Consider the following 14355-nt stretch of genomic DNA (forward strand, 5'->3'; position numbering starts at 1 on the left):
CATGTATGTCCAGGGTCACACCCCGTCCGCTACGCTCCGCATCATGACCCGCACGCGGAGGAACAGCACCGATGTGCTCGGGTTCCTGCTGCTGTGGGCGCTGGTCTCGCTACTCGCGTTCTCTCCCGCCGTCCCGGGCGACACGCTCGGCTCGCTACTGGCCGGTGTTCTCGTCACCCTCGTCGTGGTCGCCGCACTCACCGTCCGGCGCACCGACGATCTGTTGTTCGGACTGTCCCGCACACCTCGCGGGCCCACCGTGGCGGAACAACGGCTGCGCGGCGCGTTCCGGCGGCAATCACGTCCCGATGCCCCTGGGCGCCCGCGTCCGCGAGCGCCCAGCCCCGGTGCAGGGGCCGCGACGTCTCGTTTCGCCTGACCGGTCCCTGCTTCCTCGCGACCACACCCCTCACGAGGAAAACCGGGAGTCCCTGTGCCCAGATCATCCCAACGCGCCTCGGCACGGCGCGACAGCCACGTTCTCTCCGTCCGCGACGCGGAACGCCGGTTCGGCGACCTGCTCGTGTTCACCGCCGTCGATGTCGACGTGGCCGCGGGGACATGCTGCGCGGTCACCGGCTCGAACGGCGCCGGGAAATCCACTCTGCTGCGGTGCCTGGTGGGCGCCGACCGTCTCGATCGAGGCACTGTCACGATCGACGGTTCCGCGGCCGACGAATCCTCACCCGCCCAGCGCGCAGCGGTCGCATCCGTCCTGGGCGACGTCGCCACGTTCGCGCATCTGACGGCCCACGAGCATCTGCAACTCGTCGCCCTCGCGCACGGAGTGCCCGACCCCGCAGGTGTGGCGAGCCGAACGCTGTGCGACGTCGGCCTTGCGGACGCGTCCGATCAACTGCCGGTCACGTTGTCCAGCGGTCAGCGCCACCGGTTGGCGCTGGCATCGGCCTTCGTCCGTCCTCGGCGGTTGCTCGTGCTCGACGAACCCGAACACCATCTCGATCCCGCCGGACGGGCATGGCTCGCCGGGCGGATCGCCGACGAGAAGGCTCGCGGTTGCGCGGTCGTCCTTGCCTCGCACGATCCGGACCTGGTGGCAGCCGTCGCCGACGACACCGTGGACGCCGACTCGTGGCGCTGACCGAACGGGCTCCGGCGATTGCCGGTGCCCGTGCGCTTCGGAAGGCCAGGCGGGGGTTCGGCCGTGTTCATGCGCCCCGGACCGATCGGGTCGGCATCGTGGTGCTGTCGGCGCTGGGTGCCTATGTCGCCTCGGGGCTCGCGTGGTGGTGTGCCACTCGTCCGCCGACCTCCCTGATCGGGTCGCTCCACACCACGGCCGGTCGTAACTGGGATGCAGCGTCCTGGAACCCGGGCTGGGCCTGGGTGGTGGGCGCAGCCGTGCTCGTCGCGGGCATCGCGGTCGCACGCGCGCTCGGACCTCTGACCGCGAGCGCCGAACGCGCGTTCTGGTTGTTGTCCACCCCGGTGGACCGGGCGGCGATGCTCCGTCCCGGAGTCGTAGCGGTGTTCGCCGCCGGAGCGGGCGCGGGGGCAGCCGGTGGACGGCTGGCTGCGTTCGCCGGAACGGTCGAGCAGTGGCTACCCCTGACCGCGTGCGGGGCGGTGATCGGGCTCGGCATCGCCGCCCTCGCGCTCCTCGTCCAAGCGCGGGTCCTGCCGACTCGCACGCTGCCGGCGGTGCAGATCCTCACCGCCGCACTGGGAGGAGCAGTCGCGGCGGTGTGCGCGACCGGAACAGTGGTACCGGTGTTCGCGAACTGGCCTCCGGCGGCAGTCCTCGCGGTGCCCGCCCTGGTGATGTGTTGCGCCGCCTTGCTCCGCTGCGGCCGCATCACGGCGGCGGAGTTGAACGAACGCGCCGCGATCGCCGCGGCAGCCCGAACCTCCCTGGTCGGCCTGGACCCGACGCTCGTCGTCGGCGTCCACGACGCAGCCGCCTGGAAACGTGTCGCCGCCCGGCGCTCACGGGCGTTGCCGCCCGGCCGGACTCGCGCACTCCTCCGCGCCGACCTGCTCCGGAATCTGCGCCGTCCGTCACCGTTCGCGGCGACCGCCGTCGCCGTCTGCGCTACCTGGGCGCTGGGCACGACGACACAGCCGGTCGTGGCGGGCTGGGTGCAACTGTCGGCCGTGTACGCCGCGACTCTGGTGTTCAGCACCGGATTACGCGACCTGGCGAGCAAGCCGGACCTGCGAGCGATGCTCGGCGCTGCCGATCGTGCCCTGTACCGGCCGCTGATGGTGGTTCCGGCGTGCGCCGCCGCTGCGGTGACGGCGATGACGGCGGCGGCGACGGGGTGGTCGCCGTCCGTGTCCGCGATCGTCGCTGCGGGAGCCTGCGTCGCGGTCTACCGGCTGCGTACCCGCCCCGCCACCGCATACGACGGACTCGTGCTGGAGACCGCCGTCGGCCAGGTACCCGTCGACCTGATCCGGCAGTGGATGCGTGGGCCCGACGGTCTTGTCGCTGCGGGACTTCTTCTGGCACTGATTCTTTGAGTACGCGCCGACGATCCCGGTACCGTCTTCAGCGCAATCGGCGGTACAGGTCCTCGAGGTCGGTCATCGCACGGATGACGACGGCTTCGTCGGTGCCCCCCGCCCGCAACGCGCGGCGCAGCAGCATCGGGTCGAGGTCTTCGATCGCGGGCCGGAACCGTTCCGTGGGCAGATCGGGGAGTTCGGTGTCTTCGCCGTAGAAGTCAGCGGTGTCGGTGGCGACGGCGGCGTCGACACCGCCGATCAGCGTCGTCAGATCCACTCCGCGCAGGGTGAGTACGTCCAGCGGCTTCTCGTCGACGTGTTCGGCAAGCAGGTACGCGACCGCCGCGGCGTGCTTACAGGGCCAGCCGTCGTCGGGGCAGGTGCAATCGAAGTCCAACTCCCCCGCGCGCCGCGGAAGCAGGAGGGAACCCAGCTCTTCGGGGAGCACTCCTCCGGCCAGTCGCGCCAGCATGCCCGGGGAAGCCCGGACCTCCCGGATCAGTTCGTCGATCGCGTCGTCGTCGAGCCGGCGCACGGTCACCGTCGAGGTGAACGGGCGCAACTGACTGCCCTGGACCTCGCCTACCGCCGCACCGGGCTCGATGCGCATCGAGACCACCTGACCGGAACGCGCGTACGCGCGACCCCGCGTCAGCCGGGCCTTGTCGGCCACCTGTTCCATGGTCGAGATCAGTTCCTTCGACCACCAGCTACGGCCGATCGCACCGCGTTTGGTGCGGGTCTCGACCCTGTTGCCGAGCGCCATCAGTCACCCACCGCTTCATCGCCGAGGGACAGCAGGGACTGCAACTGGTCGGTGGACAGCTCGGTGATCCAGTTCTCTCCCACCCCGATCGCGAGATCGGCCAGTTCCTGCTTCCCGGTGAGCATTTCGTCGATTCGTTCCTCCACGGTGCCGACGCACACGAGTTTGCGCACCTGCACGTTCCGCTGCTGGCCGATGCGAAATGCGCGGTCGGTGGCCTGGTTCTCCACCGCCGGGTTCCACCACCGGTCCAGATGCACGACGTGATTGGCGGCCGTCAGGTTCAGCCCGGTGCCGCCCGCCTTGAGGGAGAGCAACATGATCGGCGGACCGTCGTCCCCTTGGAACCGGGCGACCATGTCGTCGCGCTTCGACTTGGTCACACCCCCGTGCAGGAACGGCACCGTCGTCGCGAACCGTTCGGCGAGGTACGGTGCCACGAGTTCACCGAACTCGCGGAACTGCGTGAACAGCAGGACTTTCTCGCCTTCGGCCAGCACCGATTCCACGATGTCCTCGACCAGTCCGAGTTTGCCGGAGCGGTGCCGGCCGCGCCGCAGCACGGGCGACCCGTCACCGAGGTAGTGCGCCGGATGGTTGCACACCTGCTTGAGTCTGGTCAGCGCCGCGAGGACGGCGCCCTTGCGCGCCATGCCTTCCTTGTCGCGAATCTTGCGCATCATGTCGTCGACCACCGCGCGGTAGAGAGCAGCCTGCTCGGCCGTGAGATTGGCCCGGACCGTTTGCTCGAACTTCTCGGGAAGATCGGAGATCACGTCGGGGTCCGTCTTGACGCGCCGCAACACGAACGGCGCAGACAGCGCGCGTAGTCGCGCGGCCGCCACCGGGTCGTGGTCGCGTTCGATGGGTACCGCGAATCGCGCGCGGAACGAGGCAGCACTGCCGAGCAACCTCGGGTTCGCGAAATCGAGAATCGAGCGGAGTTCTTCGAGGCGATTCTCCACGGGGGTGCCGGTGAGGGCGATGCGATGCGCCGCCGGGATGGCGCGGGTGGCCCGGGACTGCGCGGTCGCCGTATTCTTCACGTGCTGCGCCTCGTCGAGAACGACACGGCGCCAAGGCAGTTCGGCAAGCTGCGCGACATCGCGGGCGGCGATAGCATAGGTGGTCACGACCAGTTCGGCGCCGGCCACAGCCGCCGCGAGGGCTTCTCCCCGCAGTCGCTGTGCGCCGTGATGAACGTAGACACGCAGGTCCGGGACGAATCGCTCGGCCTCGCGCTGCCAGTTGCCCACCACCGACATCGGGCACACGAGCAGTGTCGGAGCGCCCGCGGTTCCGGCCTCGCGTTCGTGCGCGAGCAGGGCGAGCACCTGCACGGTCTTGCCGAGCCCCATGTCGTCGGCGAGGACCGCGCCGAGTCCCAGCCGGCTCATGAACGCGAGCCACTCCAGACCGCGCTGCTGGTACGGGCGCAGTTCTGCCACCAGTCCGGCCGGCGGTGCGATCTCCTCGGGCTGAGCCTGGCCGTCGAGCAACGTCTCGACCCAGCCGGACGCGGCGATGTCGGTGACCTCGACCGGTGGGGCGTCCTCCCCGGTGAACTGTGCGAACAGCGATCCCAGCGTGGCGTCGCGTTCGGAATGCGCCGTGACGTAGCGCGCGGCCTGCGCGAGTGCCTCGGCGTCGGCCCGCACCCACTTGCCACGCAGCTTGACCAGGTCGCTGTTCGCGGCGACCAGTTCCTCCATCTCGGTGCGGGTGAGCAGCATGTCGCCGACCGCGAGTTGCCACTCGTACGACACGATCGCGCTCATCCCCACGACGCTGTCGTCGGCGCTCACGGGCGCGACCGGCGAGTCGACCTGCAGCCGCAACGACGGATCGACCGTCGCCCAGGCCCGCGGCAGCAGAAGGGCGACGCCCGCCGCCTGCAACGCACGCGCGCCGTGCTCGACGAGGTCGATCACGACCGGGGTGGGCAGCAGCAGGTCGAGGGTATCGACGTCGCGCGGCACGTCCTGAAGCCTCGGGTAGGCGGTGATCGCGGCGCCGAGCTTGCGGATCGCGATCTGCAGAAGATGCGGATCGGTGCCGTCGACGGTCACCGGCACGGGCGCCTGCCCCTCCGAGCGCAGGCAGACTTCCAGCCGCCACAACGCGGCCACACCGATGTCGGTGTCGTCATCGGTGTCCTCCGGTTCGGCCAGACGCAGCACGAGGTCGGGTTCGTACCCGGCGAGGCTGGCGCGCCATTCGTCGAGCGCGTCCGCCATTCGCTGGGTGCCACGGGGGTGCGGACGGCCCTCCGCGAGCGCCGCGACCAGCGGATGCAGCGACGTCGACGAGCCGTGCAGGGCGCGGACGATCGGGTCCGTCAGCTCCTCGCACATGTTGTCGAGTAATGCCGACGGGCGACCGAGCTGACGCTGCACGGGAGGCATCGCGGCGGCGAGTTCGGCAGACCACGCGCGATTCTTCTCCCCGCCGAGCAGTTGCCATCGCGCCCACCACTGCTTTTCGGCGCGGACGAGTTCGGGGGCCACGCGACCTGCCTGCGCCCAGCGTTCGATGCCGCGAGCCACGTGCGCGAGGTACCGCAGGTCACCCGCGACGCCACTCGGGCGTCGCGGGAGATCGAGGAGGAGTGCGGCGGCGTCGGGTGGCGCCACAGCCACGGCGGGAACGACTCGCGGCGCGGCGTCACCCGGGAGCGTCAATTCCACGCGGTGCCGGAACGGCCGGTCGATCCATCGCCGCAGCGCCGACGGCAATGCCTCGTCGTCGGCGTCGACCGCGGGATCTCGCCACAGCATCAGGCCTGATCCCGGTGACCACAGCCCGTGCAACATGCCCTCCATGGTGCCAGCCGCGTCCGGGCGGCTCATGGCAGGGTTCTCGCTTTCGCACCGCAACTGCCGGTCGGGCACCGAACACGTGGAGCACACTGGTCGGTACACATCCGAACCCCCGAGGAGCCGCGATGTCCATTCTGGTGCAGGTTCTCGAACAGACGCCCAGCACTCGCACGCCGTGGGAACAGGTGAAGTACGGGTTCGTCGATTGGGATCACGTGACCACGCTTCGCCTCGACGGACGTTGCGGGGTGTGGCTGGACGGCACCAGGACCGGCGAGTCGCACCGGCTCGCGACCACGGCGTCGTCGCAGGAGGCGATCTTCTTCCTTCTCAATGTGTTCGACAAGATCGCGGAGTGCTCGGAGGCGGGCGGGTCGTGGATCGTGGGACACGACGGGGCCACCGTGGGATCGATCAGCGCCGCGCGTTTCCCCGCGTCGGGCGGCGACCGGCGCTCGATCTAGCCGGCATCCTCGAATTCCTCGGCGTCGAGGCAGACCCGCGCCAGGTCGTCGAGTGGGAGCGCGAGTGCGCGTGCCAGTGCGGCGACGGTCACGAACCCCGGCGTCGCCAGCCTGCCGGTCTCGATCTTCCGCAGCGTTTCCGGAGAGATCCCCGCGGATGCGGCGACGTCGGCGAGCGTGCGGTCGCGTCGTGCCTCACGGAGGAGCCCGCCGAGCCGTTTACCGGCGGCGAGTTGTTGCGGTGACAGCGGGAGACGCACCATGGATGCCAGCGTATCGGAGTCGCGTCGGACGACGGGTCCGGTATGAAAATACCGAGCAACGGTCCGGGTCTGGTATTTTTATACCAAGATTGACAAGCCCTTCCGGAAGGACACGTGCAGTGCTCGAACTGAAAACCCCGCGGGAGATCGACGCGATGCGCACCACCGGCGCGTTCATCGCCGGCCTCCTGGACGACCTCGCGCAGCGAGCCGCACCCGGCGTCAACCTCCTCGACCTCGAGCACCGGGCGCGTGATCTGATCGCCGAGCGCGGCGCCGTGTCGTGTTACTGGGATTACGCGCCGTCGTTCGGGAGTGGTCCGTTCCGCAACGTCATCTGCCTGTCGGTCAACGACGCGGTGCTGCACGGACTGCCGCACGACTACGTGCTGCAGGACGGGGACGTGCTCAGCATGGACATCGCCGTCTCGATCGACGGATGGGTCGCCGATTCCGCACGCACCGTTGTCGTCGGAACCGAGAGGCCCGAGGATCGCCGCCTCATCGAGTCCACCGAACGCGCACTCGCGGCGGGTATCGCCGCCGCGCAGCCGGGCAACCGGCTCGGCGACATCTCGGCCGCCATCGGCGCGGTTGCCGCCGAATACGGCTATCCCGTCAACACCCAGTTCGGTGGCCACGGCCTCGGCCGCACCATGCACGAAGACCCGCACGTCTCCAACACCGGCCGCGCCGGACGCGGCCTCGTGCTGCGCTCGGGCCTCACCCTGGCACTCGAACCGTGGTGGACACCGACCACGGACGAGATCGTCTTCGACCCGGACGGCTGGACCATCCGTTCCGCCGACGGCTCCCGCACCGCGCACAGCGAACACACCGTGGCGATCACCGACGACGGTCCACAGGTTCTCACCGCACCGGCCGACCGGTAGCCCCCTGTCGGTGCGCGCTGTCACCATGCCGTGGTGCCGGGGGGACGCGCAACGAAGTGGTGGATATGGGTCGTGGTGGCGGCTATCGGGACGTCCTGGTTCCGGAGCGTCTCCGATCCGGCCGACGACCCGGTGCCCGGTAGCCCGCCGCGAGAGCAACTGGCGGCACTGCTCGGGCAGGTGACCGTGTGGCCGGACCGGCCGCGGGAAAGCGGATACGAGCGCGGCTGCGGGCCGGGCGAAGGATGCGTGTTCGGCCCGGCGTGGTCGGACGACCACGACGGTGAGGGCGGTCACGACGGGTGCGACACGCGGAACAACGTGCTCGCACGCGACCTCCGTGAACCGGCGTTCCGTCCGGGCACCGACGCGTGCGTCGTCGTCTCGGGAACTCTCCACGATCCGTACACCGGTGCGCGCGTGGACTTTCGCCGTTCCGAGGCGCGCGCCGTGCACGTCGACCACATCTACCCGCTGGCGGCCGCGTGGGATTTCGGCGCGGCACGGTGGCCGGCCGATCTGCGGCGACAGTTCGCCAACGACATCGCGTACAACCTCGTCGCGGTGGACGGACCGGCCAACGAGGACAAGAGCGACCACACCCCCGCGCACTGGGTGCCACCGCGCGGGATATCGGTGTTGGTTCGCAGGCCGATACCTCACTGTCGCAGTGCGATACGGACTACCGATCACATCCGGCGACCATCGCGCGTTGGCGGACGCCGCCGGGTCGTGCCCCGACCCGTGACAGCGACATGTTCCGCCGGCCGCAGCGACGACGCCGGGAGGGCACCGCTCGGGTCATACGGGGAGATTCTGCGGAATCCATTCGGGGTCACGCTTTTCCATGAAGGCGCGCATGCCTTCTCGCGGTTCGGGGGACGTCTCGAGCGACCCGAACATCGTCTGATAGTCGAACTGCCCGTACCGCTCGTTGAGCATGCGTTTGACCTGGGCGCGCGCGAGCGGCGCGGTCTGCAGCACCTCGCGTGCCGCGGTCAGCGCGGCCACTCGCAGTTGGTCGTGCGGCACGACGCGTGAGATCACACCGAGCCGCAGTGCCTCTGCGGCGTCGAAGCGACGCGCGGACAGGAGCAGGTCACGCGCCGCCGCGATTCCGACGTGGGCGGGCAGCGCCGCCGCGAACGTCGCGTCGGGGATGCCGCGCAGCAGTTCGGGGACGCGGAAGGTGGCCCGTTCGCTCGCCACGGCGATGTCCGACATCATCGCGACGAGCAGTCCCCCGGCCTGGCAGATGCCGTTGACCGCCGAGATCACCGGCGCGCGGCTGTCCCGGATGGTCAGGAACGGCACCACATCGTTGCCGGCGAGCCCTTCGGGCAGATCGTCGCCGGGTTCGGACCGGCCGCCGAGGTCACCGCCGGGCGCGAAGACGTCGTCGACGCCCGTGATGATCAGGGCCGCGAGGTCGGGGTCGCTGTTGACCAGCCGAACCGCCCGTTTGAGGCCGTAGTACATCGCGGGGGTGAACGCGTTCCGGGCCGCGGGACGGTCGATGATGCACCAGCCGATCGCGCCTTCCCGCTCGAATCTCAACCCACCGGCACCGAGGTCGTCTCCCATGGCCGCAGCATATACGATTCTCGCCAAAAGAGAATGGCGTGTTCATGTGGTTGTCGTAGCGGCGCCGAACACCACCACTACGGTGGAGGGATGCTCTCGCGCATCACCAAGGACACCCGCCTGTGCATCTCCCTGTCGGGCCGCCCCAGCAACATCGGAACCAGATTCCACAACTACCTGTACGACGAACTCGGACTCGATTTCGTCTACAAGGCGTTCGCGCCCACGAATATCGAGGACGCGGTCGCCGGGATCCGAGGACTCGGTATCCGCGGCGCGGGGGTATCGATGCCGTTCAAGGAAGCGGTCCTGCCGCTCGTCGACGTCCTGCACGATTCCGCACGCGCGATCGAGTCGGTCAACACGATCGTCAACGACGACGGCATCCTCCATGCCTACAACACCGACTACCAAGCGGTGACCGATCTTCTGGCGGCCCATGCCGTGGATTCCTCACTGCCGGTGACGATCACCGGCAGCGGCGGTATGGCGAAAGCGGTCACGGCGGCGCTGCGGCACAGCGGTTTCGCCGAGGGCGTCGTGGTGGCGCGCAACGAACGCACCGGCCGCCCTCTCGCCCGCAAGTACGGATACGACTGGCGTGCGGACGCCTCCGCGACACCGCCGGGCCTGCTCGTCAACGCCACGCCGGTCGGCATGGCCGGTGCGCCGGAAGCCGATCGTCTCCCCGTCCCGGAGGAGGTCGTCGCCGCTGCCACCGTCGTCTTCGACGTGGTCGCGGTGCCGCCCGAGACGCCCCTCGTCCGGTTCGCCCGCGAGCAGGGAATCCCGGTGATCACCGGCGACGAGGTGATCGCCCTCCAGGCAGCCCTGCAGTTCGCCCTCTATACGGGTGTCACACCGACACCGGATCAGGTGAGGCGCGCGTCCGAGTACTCACGGTCCTGACCACCACCGCCCACCCTCGGCGGCCGTGACCCGGGCGCGGTCGCTCAGATGGTGCCGACTGCTTCGAGCCCGTCGAGCACGACGTTCGCCGCCTCGAAGGCCACGTTCATCCCTTGCCGGGTGAGGTCGTGGGTGTCGGGGTTCTGGAGTCCGAAGTTGTTGACCCACGCCCCTGTTCGCGCCGACTGGAACATGAAGGTGGTCGTCTCCGTCTCGCCCAGCAGATCACCGACGAACCACCCGGTGAAGAACGGACGCAGATCGGTGCCGTAGGTGACCTCGAACTCGTCGGCGATGACGGGCGCGGCATCGACAAGGGCACCACCGAAGGTGTAGAAGTCCCGGGTGTGCTCGGGCGTGGATCCGATGGTCACGAGCGCCTCGGGGAAATCGATCACCAGGTGTGCGACGACGGCGCCGACCAGGACGCGGCCCGGGCTGCGGTCACACCGCTCGGTCTCGGCGAGTGCCTCCGCCCAATGCGCCGCCGGGGTACCGCCGGTGACGTGCTCGTGCAGATTCGCCAGATACAGCCGCACCACCTCGACCGCCAGCGCATTCGCCCACGCCGGGTCGTCGTAGATGCCGGAGTCCAGAGTCGGCTCCGTGAGCGCGAGAATCTCGTCGAATGCGAGGACGAAGGTGCCGCGGTAGTCGTCGCTACGAGTGAGCACCTCCCGCAACGCGGCGATACGGGACCTGGCGTCGTCGAAGGTCTCGATCCCGGCGGGGTCCGTGAGCGCAGCGATGTCGGCGGTGGGGACCGTGGACACACAGGCCGACGGCGCGGGTGCCGCGGGCGCTGCCGACACGGCCGGCGCTCCGGCGACCGCAGCCGCGACGGCTGCCGCACTCAGGGACAAGGCAACACTTCTCCGTACGAAATGCGTCATTGTTCCGAATTTACACAGAAGTTGGAACAATGGAACGTGCGTGCGGATCCGTCGTGCCGCCCCCTACGCCCGGGATCTAGCCGGTCGCCACGGGCCGCCGAGGATCGGCCGCCCACTGCGACCACGAACCCGGATACAGGGCCGCGTCGATCCCGACGATCGCCAGTGCCGCGATCTCGTGGGCCGCGTTGATGCCCGAACCGCAGTAGACGGCGACGTCGCCGCCGGTGACACCGAGCCTTTCGAAACGCGCCGCGAGCTGATCCGGCGGGCGGAACGACCCGTCGTCGCGAAGATTCTCCGTGGTGGGCGCACTGACCGCGCCCGGAACGTGTCCCGCCCGGCGATCGACGGGTTCTTCGTCGCCACGGAACCGGGCCGACGACCGCGCGTCGAGCAGAACTCCGTGCGAAGGGAAACGCGCGACTTCGTCCGGGCCGACAGTCGGCAGGTGCCCCGGACTCAACGACACCGTCCCCGGATGAGGGCGTTCCCCGGGACCCGCGGCCACCTCGTGGCCGCCCGCGGTCCACGCCGACAACCCACCGTCGAGCAGACGGACGTCCGTGAGCCCCGCCCAGCGAAGCAACCACCACGCGCGAGCGGCCGCGAGTCCTCCGGACGCGTCGTAGGCGACCACCGGATCACCGTCGGAGATGCCCCAGCGTCGTGCCGCGTCCTGCAGGCGACCGATATCGGGGAGCGGATGGCGGCCGCGTTCCAGGGAGGGCGGATCCGCCAGCTCCGAATCGAGGTCGACGTAGACCGCTCCGGGGATGTGCCCCCGGTGGTACCGGTCGATGCCGTGGGAGTCCCCGAGTGCCCACCTCACATCGAGCAGCACCGGAGGCTTCCCGATGTCGATCAGGTGCGCCAGGTCGGACGCCGAGATGAGCACGTTGGTGTCGGGCATGTCTCGATCCTGGCACGGAACACGAGCGCTCCGCATCACCCACGCGCGATCCGGCAGAATGCCGCTCCGTGACCGAATCCCCGCCGAACGCCGCAGCGACGCCGACCGGCGGCACGTCACCGATATCGCGGCCCGTCACAGCGGGAATCGTGACCGCACTCGTCGGTTTCACCAGTTCGTTCGCCGTCGTGCTCACCGGCCTGCGCGCGGTCGGCGCCTCCCCTGCAGAGGCCGCCTCGGGCCTGGCCGCACTGTGCCTGACCCAGGGTGCCGGCATCCTCTGGCTGTCGCGCCGGTATCGCACTCCGATCACGCTGGCGTGGTCGACGCCCGGCGCGGCACTGCTCGCGGGTACCGGTGTCGTGGTGGGAGGCTGGCCCGCGGCGGTGGGCGCGTTCGTCGTCGTCGGCGTGGCGGTCGTGCTGACCGGACTCTGGCCGACGCTCGGACGACTGATCTCGTCCATTCCCACGTCCCTCGCGCAGGCGATGCTCGCGGGCATCCTCGTCCCGCTGTGCCTGGCGCCGGTCACCGCACTGGCCGACTCCCCCGCGGTCATCGCACCGGTAGCGCTGGTCTGGCTGATCCTGCAACGCGTGCGGCCCCGATGGGCGGTGCCGGGCGCGTTCGCAGCGGCGACGGTGGTGATCGTCGTGCACCTCGTCCGTACCGGGACCGCCGTCGCGCCCACCGACCTCGCTCCCCGTCTCGACTTCACGGCACCGGCCTGGACGTGGCAGGCACTGCTGGGAATCGCGCTGCCGCTCTACATCGTGACGATGGCCTCGCAGAACATTCCCGGCACCGCGGTGCTGAACTCGTTCGGGTACCGGACGCCGTGGCGCGCGGTGATGACGGTGACCGGCCTCGGCACGGTGATCGGTGCTCCCGCAGGTGGCCACGCCGTCAACCTGGCAGCCATCAGTGCCGCACTCGCCGCCGCACCCGACGCGGATCCCGACCCGCAGCGCCGCTGGGTGGCCGCGTGGTCCGCGGGCTGGTCGTACCTGGTGCTCGCCCTGTGCTCGGCCGGCCTTGCCGCTCTGGTGGCGCTCGCACCCGCAGGAGTCGTCGAAACCGTGGCGGGGCTGGCGCTGCTGGCCACCCTCGGCGGCGCACTATCCGCCGCCCTCCGAGACCTGCACGATCGCGAGGCCGCGGTCGTCACGTTCCTGGTCGCGGCATCCGGATTGTCGATATTCGGCGTCGGTTCTGCATTCTGGGCGCTGTTGATCGGACTTGCCGTCCGGGGAGCACTATCGTCGAGGAGTGAGCAACAGTCAGCCGACGAGACCCGCCGCACAACCTGATCCGGAGCACTTCCCGGTGCTCTGGCCCATGCAGACACGGTGGGCCGACAACGACCACTACGGCCACGTCAACAACGTCACCTACTACTCGTACTTCGACTCCGCGGTGAACGGCTGGCTCATGGCCACGACCGGGGTCGACATCCGGGAACTCGACGCGATCGGTGTGGTTGCGGAGACCTCGTGCCGCTACCTCGCCGAGCTGTCGTTCCCCGACCGGCTCCAGGTCGGTCTCGCGGTGGAGCGCCTCGGTACGCAGTCGGTCACCTATTCGCTCGCCATCTTCCGCGAGTCGGAAGGCTCGTTGCAGCCCGCCGCGACAGGCCGTTTCGTGCACGTGTACATCGACATGCAGACGCGGCGGCCGGTGCCGATTCCCGAACAGATCCGCAAAGCGGTCATGCAACTGGTCACCTCGACCGCCACGTAGGGTCACCGGCGCGCAGCGCACCGCCGACGCTATCGGGCTCCGGCCGCACGCCGAAGGAGCGGCTCGGTGCGCTGCGGGACGAGTTCGCGCATCACGAGCGACATGTCGGTGCGCTCGACGCCCGGAATCCCGAGAATCCGCTCCGCCAGCCGATAGAGATCGTCGGCGTCGCGCGCCACGATCTTCACCGACAGGTCGATCGGACCGGTCACCCCGTACACCTCGGTGACCTCGGGGATCTGTGCCAACTCCTCGACGACCGCGTCGAGCCGGTGCTGATCGACCTGGGTGGCGACATAGGCCGCGAGCGGGTACCCGAGCGCGACGGGGTCGACGCGGCGATCGAACGAGGCGAGGACCCCTTCCGACTCCCACCGGCTCAGCCGCGCCTGAACCGTGTTGCGCGAGAGTCCGAGTCGCTGCGACAACTCCACCCCGGTTGCTCTCGGCGTACGAGCGAGTTCGAGCAGCAAACGTGCGTCCGTCCCGTCCAGACTGGTCATTCTTCGCAGTGTGCCACCCCGAACCGCCCGGCGACCGTGCTTCCTGCACACTGCGCGACGCATCGATTGCGCACTCGTCCCAGAAGTGGATCATGTGAGGTACACCACTCACATTCCGGCGCGGCCCACCCGGCTCACC

General features: G+C 69.5%; 15 protein-coding genes and 1 pseudogene. 9 read left to right on the plus strand and 7 right to left on the minus strand.

Annotated elements, in window-relative coordinates:
- Positions 1 to 43 precede the first annotated feature (43 nt).
- From ACFWBU_RS12020 to ACFWBU_RS12030, 3 genes are read left to right on the plus strand one after another with little or no spacing between them, the layout of a single operon-like run.
- On the plus strand, positions 44 to 379 hold the full coding sequence (locus ACFWBU_RS12020) for a DUF6412 domain-containing protein (RefSeq protein WP_378528365.1): 336 nt from the start codon (positions 44 to 46) through the stop codon (positions 377 to 379).
- A gap of 54 nt (positions 380 to 433) precedes the next feature.
- The gene (locus ACFWBU_RS12025) at positions 434 to 1102 is read left to right on the plus strand and encodes an ATP-binding cassette domain-containing protein (protein WP_378528366.1); all 669 of its coding nucleotides are present in this window, start codon (positions 434 to 436) and stop codon (positions 1100 to 1102) included.
- Complete coding sequence (locus tag ACFWBU_RS12030; RefSeq protein ID WP_378528367.1) at positions 1093 to 2484, plus strand: DUF6297 family protein; 1392 nt, start codon at positions 1093 to 1095, stop codon at positions 2482 to 2484. The genes ACFWBU_RS12025 and ACFWBU_RS12030 overlap by 10 nt, the downstream gene beginning before the upstream one ends.
- Before the next feature lie 28 nt (positions 2485 to 2512).
- Here ACFWBU_RS12030 and ACFWBU_RS12035 read toward each other — a convergent pair whose 3' ends face one another.
- Together ACFWBU_RS12035 and ACFWBU_RS12040 are read right to left on the minus strand one after the other, a co-directional pair.
- Positions 2513 to 3235 carry an SWIM zinc finger family protein gene (locus tag ACFWBU_RS12035; protein ID WP_169622473.1) on the minus strand — a complete coding sequence of 241 codons (723 nt, stop codon included), beginning with the start codon at positions 3233 to 3235 and terminating at the stop codon, positions 2513 to 2515.
- Positions 3235 to 6048, minus strand: coding sequence for a DEAD/DEAH box helicase (locus ACFWBU_RS12040; protein WP_296551574.1), 2814 nt, complete (start codon positions 6046 to 6048; stop codon positions 3235 to 3237). The genes ACFWBU_RS12035 and ACFWBU_RS12040 overlap by 1 nt, the downstream gene beginning before the upstream one ends.
- Positions 6049 to 6179: 131 nt before the next feature.
- Here ACFWBU_RS12040 and ACFWBU_RS12045 point away from each other — a divergent pair, with 131 nt between their 5' ends.
- The gene (locus ACFWBU_RS12045) at positions 6180 to 6518 is read left to right on the plus strand and encodes a hypothetical protein (protein WP_169622472.1); all 339 of its coding nucleotides are present in this window, start codon (positions 6180 to 6182) and stop codon (positions 6516 to 6518) included.
- Here ACFWBU_RS12045 and ACFWBU_RS12050 read toward each other — a convergent pair.
- Positions 6515 to 6781, minus strand: coding sequence for a helix-turn-helix domain-containing protein (locus ACFWBU_RS12050; protein ID WP_169622471.1), 267 nt, complete (start codon positions 6779 to 6781; stop codon positions 6515 to 6517). The two genes, ACFWBU_RS12045 and ACFWBU_RS12050, sit on opposite strands and share 4 nt — an antisense overlap.
- Before the next feature lie 119 nt (positions 6782 to 6900).
- On the opposite strand from ACFWBU_RS12050, the gene map reads away from it, so the two are divergent.
- Together map and ACFWBU_RS12060 are read left to right on the plus strand one after the other, a co-directional pair.
- A complete protein-coding gene (map, locus tag ACFWBU_RS12055) occupies positions 6901 to 7674 on the plus strand; it encodes a type I methionyl aminopeptidase (protein WP_169652770.1) in 774 nt (257 codons plus the stop codon).
- A 72-nt stretch (positions 7675 to 7746) separates the two neighbouring features.
- Positions 7747 to 8422: pseudogene (locus ACFWBU_RS12060) on the plus strand (HNH endonuclease family protein).
- 53 nt (positions 8423 to 8475) lie between these two features.
- On the opposite strand, the gene ACFWBU_RS12065 reads toward ACFWBU_RS12060, so the two are convergent.
- A complete protein-coding gene (locus ACFWBU_RS12065; protein WP_378528368.1) occupies positions 8476 to 9258 on the minus strand; it encodes an enoyl-CoA hydratase/isomerase family protein in 783 nt (260 codons plus the stop codon).
- Between the two features lie 90 nt (positions 9259 to 9348).
- On the opposite strand from ACFWBU_RS12065, the gene ACFWBU_RS12070 reads away from it, so the two are divergent.
- The gene (locus ACFWBU_RS12070; protein WP_169622468.1) at positions 9349 to 10167 is read left to right on the plus strand and encodes a shikimate 5-dehydrogenase; all 819 of its coding nucleotides are present in this window, start codon (positions 9349 to 9351) and stop codon (positions 10165 to 10167) included.
- A 44-nt stretch (positions 10168 to 10211) separates the two neighbouring features.
- Here the strand turns inward: ACFWBU_RS12070 and ACFWBU_RS12075 are convergent, their stop codons facing one another.
- Both ACFWBU_RS12075 and ACFWBU_RS12080 read right to left on the minus strand, forming a co-directional pair.
- The gene (locus ACFWBU_RS12075) at positions 10212 to 11060 is read right to left on the minus strand and encodes a DUF5995 family protein (protein ID WP_296551495.1); all 849 of its coding nucleotides are present in this window, start codon (positions 11058 to 11060) and stop codon (positions 10212 to 10214) included.
- 76 nt (positions 11061 to 11136) lie between these two features.
- On the minus strand, positions 11137 to 11973 hold the full coding sequence (locus ACFWBU_RS12080; RefSeq protein WP_169622466.1) for a sulfurtransferase: 837 nt from the start codon (positions 11971 to 11973) through the stop codon (positions 11137 to 11139).
- Positions 11974 to 12095: 122 nt separating this feature from the next.
- Here ACFWBU_RS12080 and ACFWBU_RS12085 point away from each other — a divergent pair, with 122 nt between their 5' ends.
- Together ACFWBU_RS12085 and ACFWBU_RS12090 are read left to right on the plus strand one after the other, a co-directional pair.
- A complete protein-coding gene (locus ACFWBU_RS12085; protein WP_169622523.1) occupies positions 12096 to 13283 on the plus strand; it encodes a benzoate/H(+) symporter BenE family transporter in 1188 nt (395 codons plus the stop codon).
- On the plus strand, positions 13243 to 13713 hold the full coding sequence (locus ACFWBU_RS12090) for a thioesterase family protein (RefSeq protein ID WP_296551499.1): 471 nt from the start codon (positions 13243 to 13245) through the stop codon (positions 13711 to 13713). Before ACFWBU_RS12085 ends, ACFWBU_RS12090 begins: the two co-directional genes overlap by 41 nt.
- Before the next feature lie 29 nt (positions 13714 to 13742).
- On the opposite strand, the gene ACFWBU_RS12095 is transcribed toward ACFWBU_RS12090, so the two are convergent.
- Positions 13743 to 14216 (minus strand): Lrp/AsnC family transcriptional regulator, encoded by a 474-nt coding sequence (locus ACFWBU_RS12095; RefSeq protein ID WP_169622465.1) that lies wholly within the window; start codon positions 14214 to 14216, stop codon positions 13743 to 13745.
- Positions 14217 to 14355: the final 139 nt, after the last annotated feature.

It is taken from the genome of Rhodococcus sp. NPDC060084, from assembly GCF_042730335.1.
In the GTDB taxonomy this organism is placed as follows: domain Bacteria; phylum Actinomycetota; class Actinomycetes; order Mycobacteriales; family Mycobacteriaceae; genus Rhodococcus.